Source organism: Polymorphum gilvum SL003B-26A1 (assembly GCF_000192745.1).
Lineage (GTDB): Bacteria > Pseudomonadota > Alphaproteobacteria > Rhizobiales > Stappiaceae > Polymorphum > Polymorphum gilvum.
Genome location: NC_015259.1, coordinates 755,345 through 768,294, shown reverse-complemented (window position 1 = coordinate 768,294; position 12,950 = coordinate 755,345). Strand labels below are relative to the sequence as shown.

The following is a 12,950-nucleotide window of genomic DNA, read 5'->3' as shown; positions in this document are numbered from 1 at the left end:
CTCCCTCACAGTGCGGTGCCGGCGCGGCGTTGCGCGCGCAGGGCATCGGTTGCGGCCATGTCCACGGCCAGGGTTGCGGGGTCAGCGATGACGACGCCGTAGTCCTCCTTTGCTCCTTCGACGGACACCAGTCCGTTCTTCACGTCCCAGACGACCTTCTCCACGGCGCGTTCCATCGGGTCGCCGTAGCCGCCGCCGCCGGGGTTCATATTGGTGATGCGGTCGCCCGGGCGGATGACCTCGATGACATTTTCCCGGATGATCCGGCTTTCGTCGCCCTTGACGAGCTCCAGCCGCCCGACCTTGCGGTCAACCAGCGTCGAGGCCGCCCCCGCGGCGCCGACCGCCGGAATGCGCCGGCCTTCTCCGAAGGTGATGAAGGTCATGTCGTCGTTGAGAGGCTCGACCTCCCAGGCGGTCCCGGATCCCCCCCGGAACTTCCCCGCCCCGCCGGAATCGGTCATCAGCGAGTAGCGGTGGATGATGATCGGGTAGCTGTATTCCAGCAGTTCGACGTCGCCCGAGGTGAGCGCCCCGAAGCAACATTCCGGTCCGCAGGCGTGCCAGCCGTCCTGGCTGGGCGTGGCGCCGGCGCCCGAGATGATGGTCGCCAGCACCATGGTGACGTATTCCTCGTCGTGGCGCTTGTCCCAGCCGGCGATGTTCAGGCCGTTGGCGTGTCCCCAGCTGGCCGAAACCTTGGACGGCACAGCCTTCTCGAAGGCAAGGCGCACCGCGTCGGTGAGCGTTTCCATCGGCGTGGTGGTGCAGTTCATGTGCGGTGCGGGTTCTTTTGCGTTGCACAGGGTGCCCTTCGGCCCCATGTCCACCGTCACGCAGCGGTAAAGCCCCTCGTTGTAGGGCGGCGGCAACTGGGCGAACATCATCAGTCCAAGGTAGACGCCGGAATAACTGTTGCCCTCGTAGCTGTTGATGAAATACGGGATTTGCGGCGGGCTGGAGATCTCGATGTGGCAGTTGTCGCCGGCGATGGTGACCTTCGCCTTGATCTCGAAATCGCCGAAACCGTGGCCCGCGTCCTCAAGGATCGCCGAGCCCTCGTAGCTGCCGTCCGGCACCGAGGCGATCAGCCCGCGCATCTGGCGCTCCGCCATGTCGAGAAGGGTGTCGATGCAGGCGTCGACCTGTTCCTCGCCATACTTGTCGAGCATGGCAATCAGCGCGCGCTCGCCCACCTGGCAGGCGCCGATCAGCGCATTGAAGTCGCCTTCCTGATCGCGCCTGGCCCGCATGTTGGTGAGCAGCAGGTTCAGCACGTCCTTGCGCGGGACGCCGCGATCCCACACCTTCACCGGCGGAATGCGCAGGCATTCGGCGTAGATTTCCTTGGCGTTGGGGTTGTAGCCCGCCGGCACAGGTCCGCCGACATCGGTCAGGTGCCCCTTGCAAACCGTCCAGTACTTCAGCTTGCCCTTGTAGAACACCGGCCGGTAGAAGCAGGTGTCGATGGCGTGGCTCCCGCCCCAGGCCGGGTCGTTGTGGATGATCAGGTCGCCCTCGTGGATGTCGCCCTCGAAGTACCTGGCGACGACCTTCATTGCCGGGATCAAGGAGCCGAGGTGGATCGGGATGTCCTGGCCCTGCAAGATCATCTCCGGCCGCGCGTTAAACAGGGCGGTCGAATAGTCATGGGCGAGATTGAACACGCTCGAGCGCGCGGTCTTTTCCAGCGACAACGTCATCTCGCGTTGCGTGGTTTCCAGAATGCCGCGCACCACCGACAGGGTGATCGGATCGACGTCGGCTCTTCCGGGGGCGTTCCCCTTTGTCATGTTGCAGCCTCCATAACGAGGCCGCGCAAAAGGGCGACGTTCGGGCCGAAGGCCCGTCCGGACTGCCAATTATCCCCTCTGCGCGGCGTCTTATGCACCGTTGAGGGGAACAGGCTAGACACGTTTGCCGGGCGCCGTCTTTGCAGCCGGTGCATGGCTTTTTGACGCTGAGCGCACTTCGCCTTTCTGGAGGCAGGTCGCGCTTTACAGGCGCACAAAGGCATGGCCAACTTAGGCCAACGGAGGGTCGCGTCTTGAAGACCACGATCACGACCAAGGACATCGACATCGCGGGGCGCAGCCGACATTGGCATGAAGCCATAGGACGCGCCTATTTTCCCCTCGACCTCACATTCCGCTCGCCGGAGGCGTTCGACGGGGAGCTCAGCATGTGGCAACTGGGCGAGGTATCCCTGTCCCGGCTTACCTCCGATGCCCTGTTGTACCGGCGGCTGCCGAAACACTTCCAGCAGCCAGGTCCGGAGGAGTTCCTGGTCACCCTGCCCGCCAAGTCCGAGGTCCGTTTCAGCCAGGGCGGCAAGGAAGTCCGCGCGGCGCCCGGGAGCTTCTTCATCGAGCGCAGTCACGAGCCGTACGAGTTCAGCCATGCGGAGCATGCGGATCTTTGGGTCATGAAGCTGTCTTCGGCGATGCTGGGCACACGTCTGCGCGCACCGGGCCGCTTCTGCTCGCTGGAGTTCGATGCGACGAACGGCGCCAACGGTCTCTTCGTCGACATGATCCATCTCATCCCGCAACGATACGACGCCATGACCGAGGAAACCCGGTCGACCGTCGGACGGCAGCTGGTCGACCTGCTGGCGCTTGCGCTGCAGTCCGACGAGCGGGTCCTCACCTCGGGGGCGAGTTCGGTGCGTGCCGCGCATCTCGGCCGGATCGAGGCCTTCGTACGCCGTCACATCGCCAACCCCGATCTCGGCCCCGATGAGGTCGCCGCCGGCTGCGGCATTTCGGTGCGCTACCTGCATGAACTTTTGCGCGACACGAACCAGACACTCGGCCAGTGGATCCGAGACCAGAGGCTGGCCGCGGCCTACGAGGATCTTCGCAATTCCGCCGACGGCCGATCCATCGGCGAGATCGCCTATGCGCGCGGCTTCACCGATCAGGCTCAGTTCTCCCGTGCCTTCCGGAACCGCTACGGCATCACGCCCACGGAAGCGAGAATCGGGCAACGCGGCGAGGGCTGAGAAAGTCACGGCCCCCGCCTCCACTCTCAGCGCCCGAGATGCGCGCGGACGCGTTGCAGCGCCGCCGCACGGTCCGCGCGTGCCGCCAAGGCCTGTTCCATCGTCACTTCGACGAAACGGGCAGGCATGTGCGGCTGGAGCTGACCGATGAGGTCCATGTCGGCAGAGATCACGGTGCCGACCATCATGTAGCCCCCCCCGGAAACCGCGTCGCGATGCAGCACGATCGGTTCGGTTCCGCCCGGCACCTGAATCGAGCCGTAGGGATAGCAGGCATCGACGATGTTCGACGGATTGGAACCTGCACCGAACGGCTGCTTGCGCGGCACGAAGTCGAGCGGCGTACCGCCCCGGAAGCGATAACCGATACGGTCGGCCTCGGGCGCGACCTTCCAGGTATCGGCGAAAAAGCGCCGGCCGGCATCGGCCGTGATGCGGTGCCAGTAGAGCCCAGGCAGCATCCGCAGTTCGGCTGGATTGCCCGGTTGCCGCCGCAGATTCGACGGAACCGACCCACCGCCGGCTGCAGCGCTCGCACCGATAGGTAACTCGTCGCCGGCCTGCAGGGCGCGCCCCTCGTGGCCTCCGAGCGCTCCGAGGGTATAGGTGGAGCGCGAACCGAGCTTCAGCGGCACGTCGATGCCGCCGGAAACGGCTATGTAAATGCGTGCGCCGGACTTCAGGAATCCGAAGGACAGGCGATCCCCCGCCTTGACCGGAAATGCCTCCCAGCCGCTGCGTTCCTCGCCGTTGACCTTTGGGGGCAGGTCGCCGCCGGTCACGGCTACCGTGGCGGGAGCGGTAAACTCGAGTTCAGGGCCGAGAAAAACGGCCTCGAGAACGGCCGCCCCTTCGTCGTTGCCGACCAGCATGTTGGCGGCACGCAGGCTGAAGCGGTCCATGCCGCCCGAAAGCGGAATGCCCAGATGGTAGTAGCCGGGCCGGCCAAGGTCCTGCACGGTGGTGGAGAGACCGGGAGAAATCACCTTAACGGCCATGGAGAACCTCCATCAGCTTGGTGTTGGTGCCATCGATGTCGCGGTTGAAATCGGACAGGCTGAAGGTGCAGTCGCGGATAAGCGGTTCGAAGCGGTTGGCCTCGACCTCTTCCAGCGCCGCGTCATACTCGTCGCGGGTAATCGGCTTCCACTTCACGATGTCGCCTGGACGGAAGAAGCACATTTCGTCCTGCAGATAAGACACTTTCTGGTTCGGGTCGTAGATTGGCATTGGCGTGATCCCGAACATCTGGTAGCCGCCGGCGCCTCTCACCGAATAGATACACGAGAAGCAGCCGCCGTGACCGACGGTCAGCTTCGGCGTATCGGTACGCGGGCGCAGATATTTCGGCACCTCGAGTTGCCGTTTGCGTTCGACCATCTGATAGAGGAACGGCAGGCCTGCAACGAAGCCGACCATGGACACGAACCACGGCTGGCTGGAGTGCGCCTTGACGAACTCTTCGACCGATCCGAGGCCGTTCACCGCGGCGGCATATTCCAGGTCGGTCGACTTAGGGTCCTGGTGGCGCTCACGAAAGCGCATCAGCGTCTCATGCGTCCAGGGATCCTGGTAGAACACTGGGACTTCCATGATTCGGGTCTTGAGGCTGGCGTCGGACTTGGCCGCCGCCCCTTCCATCGACTGCAATTCCTTCAGCAGGTCATCCGGCTTGATCTGATCCGGATCGAACTTGATCTGGAAGCTGGCGTTGGCCGGACAGATCTCGGTAACACCGCGGATCGACGCGGCGCGTACCGCATTTGTCATCGACAGGCTGGTGAAGAATGCCTCAAGCGACATCTCCTCGGAGACCTCGGCGAAGATGTGTTCGTCGCCGCCGAACGAAAAGCGTATCGACATGGAATCGGCCCTCCTTTCTCAGGTTTCAGGGTCGGGGATCAGGGTGCCAGCATGCTGGTCGAGCCAGGATTCAAGCCACCGCGTGTGCACGTCCGCAGCCTGCACGGCGGGATCGGCGGCCAGAGCGGTGAACAGCGGCTTGGTCGTCTTGAGGCCCGCGATACGCAACTCGGCCAAGGCGCGCACGAGGCGGACGATGGCAGCCTCGCGCGTTTCGCCGTGCACGATGAGCTTGGCCAGAAGCGAATCGTAGAAGGGCGGGACCGCATATCCCGGGTAAAGCATGGAATCGAACCGAACACCTGGGCCGCCTGGCACACGCAAGTCGCCCACCGTGCCGGGAAAGGGCACGAAATCGCGCGCAGGGTCTTCCGCGTTGATCCGGACCTCGATCGCGTGACCGCTGACGGCGATGTCGCGCTGGCGCAGCCGCAGAGGCTCGCCGCCTGCAATCCGGAGCATCTCGGCGACCAGATCGATGCCGGTGATCATCTCGGTCACCGGATGCTCGACCTGGATACGGGTGTTCATCTCGATGAAATAGAAGCGATCTTCGGCATCGTCGTAGAGGTATTCGATCGTCCCGGCGCCGGAATAGCCGACGGCGCGGGCAAGGCGCACCGCGGACGCGCACAGCTCCTCTCGCACCTTGTCGGACAAGGCCAGCGACGGCGCCTCTTCCCAGACCTTCTGCCGGCGCCGCTGCAGCGAGCATTCGCGTTCGAAGCAGTGCACCGCATCGGCGCCATCGCCAAGGACCTGAACCTCGATGTGCCGGGCCCGGCCGATGACCTTTTCCATGTAGAGGCCGCCGTCGCCGAAGGCGGCGAGCGCCTCGGCGGCAGCCTGCGGAAACGCCTTCTCGAACTCGGCGAGATTGTTGGCTATGCGGATGCCCCGGCCGCCGCCACCGGCCGCGGCCTTGATCATCACCGGAAAGCCGGTATCGATCAGGATCGCGCGGGCTTCCTCGATGGATGCCACCCGCCCCATGGAGCCCGGCACCACCGGTACGCCCGCCGCATGGGCAGCCGAGCGTGCCGCTACCTTGTCGCCCATCAGGCGGATAGCATCCCCCGAGGGACCGACGAACACCAGCCCCTTCGCGGCGACCGCGTCGGAAAAAGCGGCATTCTCGGCCAGGAACCCGTAACCCGGATGGACGCTGTCGCAACCGGTGTCGACCGCCGCCTGCAGGATGGCGCCGATGTCGAGATAGCTTTTCTTCGGGGCCGGCGGACCGATGTGGACCGCCTCATCCGCGAGTTGCACATGCAGCGCGTCTCGGTCGGCGTCCGAATAGACTGCCACGGTCGCTATGCCGAGATCGCGCGCGGCACGGATCACCCGCACCGCGATTTCGCCCCGGTTGGCGACCAGAAGCTTGCGCAGCATCAATCGATCTCCGCCAGAACCGCCCCGGCCATCACGGGCTCCTCGTTGTCGGCGACAAACCGGATATTTGTGCCGGCCACCTCGGCCTTCACCTCGTGAAAGCTCTTCATCACCTCGATCAGTCCGATCACGTCACCCGCGGCAACGCTGTCGCCGTCGGCCTTGTAGGGCGGCTGATCCGGCGCCGGGCTGCGGTAGAAGGTTCCGGGCAGATGGGAAAGGATCTGGGCCATGAGATGCTCCTGTCAGGCGGTAAACGGGGCGACGGCGGCGCTTACGGCGCGCGCGATATCCGGGGCGTTCGGTGTGTCGGAGTGGATGCAGATCGTTTCGCATCGCACGGGGATGTCACTGCCGTCTGTGGCGGTCCCCTTGCCCTCGGTGATGGCGCGCACGCAGCGGGCCGCCATCAGTGCAGGGTCCTTGGCCTCATGCTCGCGCGTGACGATCAGACTGCCGTCAGGCCGATAATCGAGATCGGCATAGAATTCGGCCACGAAGCGATGGCCGCGGGCCGGATAGATCGTCTCGTGCAGCGTCCCCGTCATGCCCAGGATCGGAACCTGAAACACATCCGCCGCATCGCAGACCGCGTGGGCGATCTCTTCCTGACGCGCGGCCATGCCATACAGGCTGCCATGGGGCTTGATGTGGTTGAGTTCCATTCCCTCAGCCTTCAGAAAGCCGAGCAGGGCACCGATCTGGTAGATCAGGCAGTTGGCCATCTCCTCGCGGCCGATCTTCATTTCGCGGCGGCCGAAGCCCTGCAGGTCCGGAAGCGAGGGATGCGCGCCGACCTTCACCCCGTGGCTCTTCGCCAGGCGGACAGTTTCGCGCATGTGATTGAAATCAGAGGCATGAAACCCGCATGCGACATTGGCGATGTGGATGAACGGCATGATGCCGGCATCGTCGCCGATGCGGTACAGGCCGAAGCTCTCACCCATGTCACAGTTTATGGTTACCGCCATAGCCCCCTCCGAAATGCTTCTTTGGAGGAAGTGTTGGACGCGCGAACGATATTGTAAAATACGAAATTTTAAATCACCGTATCGAAAATTTCGATACGGACGCGCCATGACCCTGACCCTGAAGCAAGTACGATATTTCATAGCCGCCGCAGAAACCGGCCAGATCAGTCACGCGGCCATGGAGATGAACATCTCGCAGTCGGCCGTGACGGCGGCGATCCAGGGGTTGGAAACTCAGCTCGGCGTGCGGCTGCTTGAGCGCAGACCCACCGGCGTGACCATGACCGCCGAGGGAGCGCGCTTTCTCAATCATGCCCGCGCCATCGTCGCTGCGGTCGACGATGCCGTACGCAGTCCTCTGGGCGAAGGCGCGCGCATCACCGGGCGCGTACGTCTCGGCGTCACTTACACGGTCGCCGGCTACTTCATGGCACGCCACTACGCCCGCTTTCGCCGCAGCTATCCGGGCATAACGCTGGACATGATCGAACTGCCGCGAAGCGCCGTCGAGGAGGCGCTGGTCGACGGCCAACTCGATCTGTCGGTCATGCTGACCTCGAACCTCTCCAACCACCGCGTCCTGGACCACGAAACGCTGTTCCGCTCGCGTAGACGACTGTGGCTGCCCTCCGATCATCCGCTGCTGTCCGCTCCGGCCATCACCCTGGCCGATGTCGCGCAGGAACCCTACATCATGCTGACGGTCGACGAGGCCAGCGAAACGGCGGGGCGCTACTGGGAAAGGGCCGGGCTGCAGCCGGAAACGGTTTTCGTGACGTCCTCGGTCGAGGCCGTCCGCTCCATGGTGGCGGCAGGCATGGGCCTCACGATCCTGTCGGACATGGTTTACCGGCCTTGGTCCCTGGAGGGTCAGAGGATCGAACTGCGTACGCTGGTCGACAGCATCCCGAGCATGGATGTGGGCCTCGCCTGGGCCCGTGAACGGCCGATGCAAGAAGCCGCCGCCGTCTTCCGTGCCTTCATTTCCGTAGCGCTTGGCAGCGGCTGACAGACCCAGACAGCAGGACGCACCGAAGCCACTCGGCGTGTCCTGCCGTCTATGACCTGGAGTTCGGGCGATCAGGCTGTCAGACCGCCGATGCAAGCGTATTTCAGCTCTGTGAACTCGGCGATGCCGTGGTGCGATCCTTCGCGAGAGTTGCCGCTTTCCTTGATGCCGCCAAACGGCGCCAGTTCGGTCGAGATACGACCCGAATTGACCCCGACCATGCCGTACTCGAGCGCTTCCAGGACCCGGAAGATACGCCCCACGTCCCGCGCGTAGAAATAGGCGGCGAGCCCCGACTCCGTGTTGTTGGCAGCCGCGATCGCCTCGGCTTCGGCATGGAAGCGGAAGACCGGCGCGACGGGCCCGAAGGTCTCCTCGGCCGCGATCTGCATGCCTTCTGCCGCATCCGCAATCACCGTAGGCTCGAAGAAGGTGTGGCCGAGTGTGTGCCGTTTGCCGCCCGCCACCACCCGCGCTCCCTTGCCGAGCGCATCGGAAATGTGCCGCTCGACCTTGGAAACCGCCCGCTCGTTGATCAACGGTCCCTGGACGACACCCTCTTCAAAGCCGTTGCCGACCTTGAGCGTGGCCACGCGCGCCGCCAGCTTGTCGACAAAGGCGTCGTACACCGCATCATGGACGTAGAAGCGGTTCGAACAGACGCAGGTCTGACCCATGTTGCGGTATTTCGACGCAATCGCTCCCTCGACGGCCGCATCGAGATCGGCATCGTCGAAGACGATGAACGGCGCATTGCCGCCGAGTTCGAGCGCCACCTTCTTGACCGTCGTTGCCGCCTGAGCCATCAGCAGCTTGCCGACAGCGGTCGAACCGGTGAAGCCGACGAAACGGACCTTGGGGTGGCTGGTAAGCACGCCGCCGATGGCCACGGCATCGCCGGTCAGCACGTTCACTGTGCCTTTGGGGAAGCCGGCGCGATGGGCCAGTTCGGCCAACGCCAGGGCCGTCAGTGGCGTTTCTGGCGCCGGCTTGACAACCACCGTGCATCCGGCGGCGAGTGCCGGCGCGATCTTGCGGGTGATCATGGCCGCCGGAAAGTTCCACGGCGTGATCGCAGCGACGACGCCGATCGGCTGGCGCAGCACCAGCAGGCGGGCATCAGTGGTGTGCGAGGGCAGGATCTCGCCCAGCACTCGCTTGGCCTCCTCGGCGTAGAACTCGACGAACGACGCCGCATAGTCGATCTCGCCCAATGCTTCAGGATAGGGCTTACCCTGCTCGCTGGTGAGGATCGCGGCGAGGTCCGCCCGGTTGGCCATGATCAGGTCGAACCAGGCGCGCAGCACCGTGCTGCGCTCCCGGGCCGTCAGGGCGGCCCAGGACTTGAACGCCGCCGCAGCAACCTCGACGGCCTGCACAGCCTGGTCGGCGCCCATGTCGGGCACCTTGGCGAGGACCCGACCGGTGGCCGGGTCGGTGACGTCGACGCGTCCCTCGCCCACGAAGCAACCGTCGATATAGCACTGGGATTTCAGCAGCGTCGGATCGGTAAGCGACCGCATGCCGTACTCCTTTTCCTTGTCGTCAGGCCTTGGCGGCAACCAGCGCCCGGGTCAGCTTGTCGAGCCCCTCGTCGAGCAGTTCGTCGCTGATCGTCAGGGGATTGAGAATGCGGATCGTGTTGGCGTGAACCCCACAGGACAGCACGATGAGGCCGTCGTCCAGAGCGGCATTGACGACCCGTTTCGTTGCGTCGGCATCCGGCGTCCACGTCGCCCCGGGCGCAATGACGTCGAACGCGATCATGGCGCCGGGTCCGCGGATCGCGGCAATCGCAACGGTGTCGTTGCGCATGCGCGCCCGTTCGAGGCTGGCCTTGATCCGCGCACCGATGGCATTCGCGCGGTCGATCAGCTTCTCCTCGGCGATGACGTCGAGGACGGCGAGCGCCGCCACGCAGGCGATTGGGCTGCCGGCGTAGGTGCCGCCGAGGCCGCCGGGCTCGGGCGCATCCATGATCTCGGCGCGGCCGATCACCCCGGACAGCGGAAAGCCTCCGGCAAGCGACTTCGCCACGGTGATCAGATCGGGCTCGACGCCCGAATGCTCGATGCCGAACATCTTGCCGGTGCGCGCGAAGCCGGTCTGGACTTCGTCGGCGATCAGCACCATGCCGTGGCGATCGCAGAGGTCGCGCAGTGCAGCGATCAGCTCAGTCGGCGCCGGCAGAAAGCCGCCCTCCCCCTGGACCGGCTCGACGATGATGGCCGCGACCTCGCTCGGCTCGATGTCGGCGCGGAACAGGAAGTCGAGGCTCTTGAGCGCATCGGCGACGCTGACGCCGAGTTCGTCCGACGGGAATGGCGCGTGGAAGATCCCGGCCGGAGAAATGCCGAACTTCCTCTTGTAGGGCGCCACCTTTCCGGTCAGCGCCATGGTCAACGCGGTGCGACCGTGGAACCCGCCGGCAAAGGCGATGACGCCGGTACGCCCTGTGTGGGCACGAGCGATCTTGATGGCATTCTCGACGGCTTCGGCGCCGGTCGTGAACAGAAGCGATTTGGCAGGACCCTTGAACGGCGCCAGGGCGTTCAGCCGCTCGCACAGCTCGACATACGGCTCGTAGGGCGCGACCTGGAACGCGGTATGGGTGAAGGCGTCGAGCTGACGGGCGACCGCCGCCATCACCTTGGGATGCCTATGACCGGTGTTCAACACCGCGATACCCCCTGCGAAATCGATGTAGCGCTTGCCCTCGACGTCCCACAGTTCGGAATTATCGGCCCGCGCCGCAAAGATCGGATAGGCGGTCGAAACGCCGCGCGGGATGGCACCCTGTCGGCGCTGCTGCAAAGAGGAATTGTCCACGGTGTGATCTCCAGACTGGTTTTCGGCCGTGATGATAGGGACGATGCGCGGCAGGTGGTACGACATTGATTTACACAGTGTGGTGCATCATAGTTTCCACTGCTCTTCATGGCCCGGAGCCCTATGACTGTCAAAGGTCCGAACGATAGCGCGACCAGAACCCTTTCGCGCCTGCCGCCGCTGATCCTCCTGCGCGCCTTCGAAGCGGTCGGCCGCACCGGCAGTATGCGAAAGGCGGCCGACGATATCGGTGTAAGCCACACCGTGGTCAGCCGGCACGTGCGCAATCTGGAGGCCTGGATGGGCTGCAAGCTTGTGGCCGCCGGTCCACGCGGAGTGGCGCTTACCGACGCGGGCGAGATCCTGCTGGCGAGCGTGAGCCGCGCGTTCCAGGCGATCGCCACGACTGCATCCGAACTGCGCCCCCGCCCCCGCGGCGGCAGCATTCGAATCTGGAGCATGCCGGGCCTCGCATCGCGCTGGCTGACGCCGCGAATCTCGGAGATCGAAAAGCAACTCGCTGGCGCGGACATCGTCTTGCGCTCGACGTCGGTCCTGCCTGATTTTGCCCGGTCAGAAGCGGATCTCGTGATCGGCTTCGGTCCCTTTGACGGTCTGCCGGACGGCGCGATCCGTCTTGTCCAGCCGCGTATGTTTCCCGTCGCCTCGGTCCGCTGGCTTACAGAAAACGGCATGCCGGAAAGCCTGGCACGGCTGCCGATGTTGCCGCTCATTCACGAGGAGAGCCACCGCCAGTGGCACGACTGGTTCGAGGCTGCTCAGGTACAGGTCCGGGGGCCGCTCAGCGGACCACGGCTGGGCGACGCCAATCTCGGCTTCGACGCCGCCCTCGCCGGTCAGGGCATTGCCCTCGTCAGCCGGGTGCTCGCTCAGCGCGAACTGGAAACCGCAGCGCTGCACGAACTGTTCGACACAGACATACGGCTCGGAGGTTACTATCTGCTGGCGTCTCCCGAGCGCCGCGCGGATCCCGCCATCGGCCATTTCACCCGGTGGATCGCGGACGAATTGGCCAAATCCGAGCAGACATGACCACGGCAGCGACTACCACAAGGGCGGATCTTTCGGAGGTGCCCCGGCTGCATAAAAGATGGCACCAGTCTCCTTGCCGACAGACCCGCATGATCTGCTGCCTCCGCTCAGGCGTTGCCCTGCCCCCATTGCCTGACGTCGCCATAGGCCTGAGGGAACTCGGCTAGGTCGTGATGGACAAGACCACGCACACCGACCAGTCGGTGGCGCCAGCTTCCGTCGGGATCGAACTCGTGCATCAGATAGCCGACCGCTTTCAGGCCATAACCGGGCTGCCAGGGATCGGAGATCATGAACGACGTCGCCGGCGCCCACACGTGCCGCGTGGCCGCCACTTCGCTATCGCGGTACTGATGCACATGGCCACTGGCCACGATCGCCGGGACGGCGCCGCCCAAGGCCTCCAACAGGCGCTGCCGCGGGCCGTGGGTGGTGAAGCGGTTGCTCGCGAGCATCTCGTCGTAGCTTAAGTCCATCAACGGCTTGTGCAGGAAGAGTGCAAGCGCGCGGCCGCCGAGCGTCGAACATGCCCGCCTGACCATTTCCTGCTGCTCCGCCTCGCCGGGCAGGTCGAGGCCAAGCAGAAGCGCGTTCAACCCGATCAGGCGCCAGCCGGGAATGTCGATCGACCAGAAATCGTCGCCGACGACGCGGCGATAGCGCTCGAGGCGCGTCGCATCGACCGGCTGGCGGCGGGCGACATCGAGATGTGAGAGCGGCGGTGCAAAATTCGGCCACGGTAGCGGCGGGATAGTCCTGCCGCGGGCGGCGTAAAAGTCGTCCACCTATTTTCCTTCTGCAACATGTGCAGGAGGGTCAGGGGATC

Annotated in this window: 12 protein-coding genes; 3 read left to right on the top strand and 9 right to left on the bottom strand. The window is 64.7% G+C overall.

Features of this window, described 5'->3' with window-relative positions; translation table 11 throughout:
* Positions 1-5 precede the first annotated feature (5 nt).
* Complete coding sequence (gene capB, locus SL003B_RS03705) at positions 6-1,793, bottom strand: caprolactamase subunit beta (protein ID WP_013651478.1); 1,788 nt, start codon at positions 1,791-1,793, stop codon at positions 6-8.
* Positions 1,794-2,047: 254 nt separating this feature from the next.
* On the opposite strand from capB, the gene SL003B_RS03700 reads away from it, so the two are divergent.
* The gene (locus SL003B_RS03700) at positions 2,048-3,004 is read left to right on the top strand and encodes an AraC family transcriptional regulator (protein WP_013651476.1); all 957 of its coding nucleotides are present in this window, start codon (positions 2,048-2,050) and stop codon (positions 3,002-3,004) included.
* A 26-nt stretch (positions 3,005-3,030) separates the two neighbouring features.
* On the opposite strand, the gene SL003B_RS03695 is transcribed toward SL003B_RS03700, so the two are convergent.
* From SL003B_RS03695 to SL003B_RS03675, 5 genes are read right to left on the bottom strand one after another with little or no spacing between them, the layout of a single operon-like run.
* Entirely contained in the window at positions 3,031-4,002 is a 972-nt protein-coding gene (locus tag SL003B_RS03695; protein ID WP_013651475.1) for a 5-oxoprolinase subunit C family protein, read from the bottom strand.
* Complete coding sequence (locus SL003B_RS03690; protein ID WP_013651474.1) at positions 3,992-4,867, bottom strand: 5-oxoprolinase subunit B family protein; 876 nt, start codon at positions 4,865-4,867, stop codon at positions 3,992-3,994. Before SL003B_RS03690 ends, SL003B_RS03695 begins: the two co-directional genes overlap by 11 nt.
* 18 nt (positions 4,868-4,885) lie before the next feature.
* Positions 4,886-6,262, bottom strand: a complete 1,377-nt coding sequence (locus SL003B_RS03685) for an acetyl-CoA carboxylase biotin carboxylase subunit (protein ID WP_013651473.1) — start codon at positions 6,260-6,262, stop codon at positions 4,886-4,888.
* Positions 6,262-6,495: an acetyl-CoA carboxylase gene (locus SL003B_RS03680; protein ID WP_013651472.1), complete on the bottom strand. Its 234-nt coding sequence runs from the start codon at positions 6,493-6,495 to the stop codon at positions 6,262-6,264. The genes SL003B_RS03685 and SL003B_RS03680 overlap by 1 nt, the downstream gene beginning before the upstream one ends.
* 12 nt (positions 6,496-6,507) lie before the next feature.
* A complete protein-coding gene (locus SL003B_RS03675) occupies positions 6,508-7,233 on the bottom strand; it encodes a LamB/YcsF family protein (protein WP_013651471.1) in 726 nt (241 codons plus the stop codon).
* Positions 7,234-7,339: 106 nt separating this feature from the next.
* On the opposite strand from SL003B_RS03675, the gene SL003B_RS03670 reads away from it, so the two are divergent.
* Positions 7,340-8,242 (top strand): LysR family transcriptional regulator, encoded by a 903-nt coding sequence (locus tag SL003B_RS03670; protein WP_013651470.1) that lies wholly within the window; start codon positions 7,340-7,342, stop codon positions 8,240-8,242.
* 71 nt (positions 8,243-8,313) lie between these two features.
* Here SL003B_RS03670 and SL003B_RS03665 read toward each other — a convergent pair whose 3' ends face one another.
* Both SL003B_RS03665 and gabT read right to left on the bottom strand, forming a co-directional pair.
* A complete protein-coding gene (locus tag SL003B_RS03665; protein ID WP_013651469.1) occupies positions 8,314-9,765 on the bottom strand; it encodes an NAD-dependent succinate-semialdehyde dehydrogenase in 1,452 nt (483 codons plus the stop codon).
* Positions 9,766-9,787: 22 nt separating this feature from the next.
* Positions 9,788-11,071, bottom strand: coding sequence for a 4-aminobutyrate--2-oxoglutarate transaminase (gabT, locus tag SL003B_RS03660; RefSeq protein WP_013651468.1), 1,284 nt, complete (start codon positions 11,069-11,071; stop codon positions 9,788-9,790).
* A 123-nt stretch (positions 11,072-11,194) separates the two neighbouring features.
* Here gabT and SL003B_RS03655 point away from each other — a divergent pair, with 123 nt between their 5' ends.
* Positions 11,195-12,124, top strand: coding sequence for a LysR substrate-binding domain-containing protein (locus SL003B_RS03655; RefSeq protein WP_013651467.1), 930 nt, complete (start codon positions 11,195-11,197; stop codon positions 12,122-12,124).
* Between the two features lie 107 nt (positions 12,125-12,231).
* Here the strand turns inward: SL003B_RS03655 and SL003B_RS03650 are convergent, their stop codons facing one another.
* Positions 12,232-12,909 (bottom strand): Purple acid phosphatase, encoded by a 678-nt coding sequence (locus SL003B_RS03650; RefSeq protein ID WP_013651466.1) that lies wholly within the window; start codon positions 12,907-12,909, stop codon positions 12,232-12,234.
* Between the last annotated feature and the right edge of the window lie 41 nt (positions 12,910-12,950).

Coding starts and splice junctions, on each gene's coding strand:
- capB (WP_013651478.1), bottom strand. CDS start 1,793: ATGACAAAGGGGAACGCCCCCGGAAGAGCCGACGTCGATCCGATCACC.
- SL003B_RS03695 (WP_013651475.1), bottom strand. CDS start 4,002: ATGGCCGTTAAGGTGATTTCTCCCGGTCTCTCCACCACCGTGCAGGAC.
- SL003B_RS03690 (WP_013651474.1), bottom strand. CDS start 4,867: ATGTCGATACGCTTTTCGTTCGGCGGCGACGAACACATCTTCGCCGAG.
- SL003B_RS03685 (WP_013651473.1), bottom strand. CDS start 6,262: ATGCTGCGCAAGCTTCTGGTCGCCAACCGGGGCGAAATCGCGGTGCGG.
- SL003B_RS03680 (WP_013651472.1), bottom strand. CDS start 6,495: ATGGCCCAGATCCTTTCCCATCTGCCCGGAACCTTCTACCGCAGCCCG.
- SL003B_RS03675 (WP_013651471.1), bottom strand. CDS start 7,233: ATGGCGGTAACCATAAACTGTGACATGGGTGAGAGCTTCGGCCTGTAC.
- SL003B_RS03670 (WP_013651470.1), top strand. CDS start 7,340: ATGACCCTGACCCTGAAGCAAGTACGATATTTCATAGCCGCCGCAGAA.
- SL003B_RS03665 (WP_013651469.1), bottom strand. CDS start 9,765: ATGCGGTCGCTTACCGATCCGACGCTGCTGAAATCCCAGTGCTATATC.
- SL003B_RS03655 (WP_013651467.1), top strand. CDS start 11,195: ATGACTGTCAAAGGTCCGAACGATAGCGCGACCAGAACCCTTTCGCGC.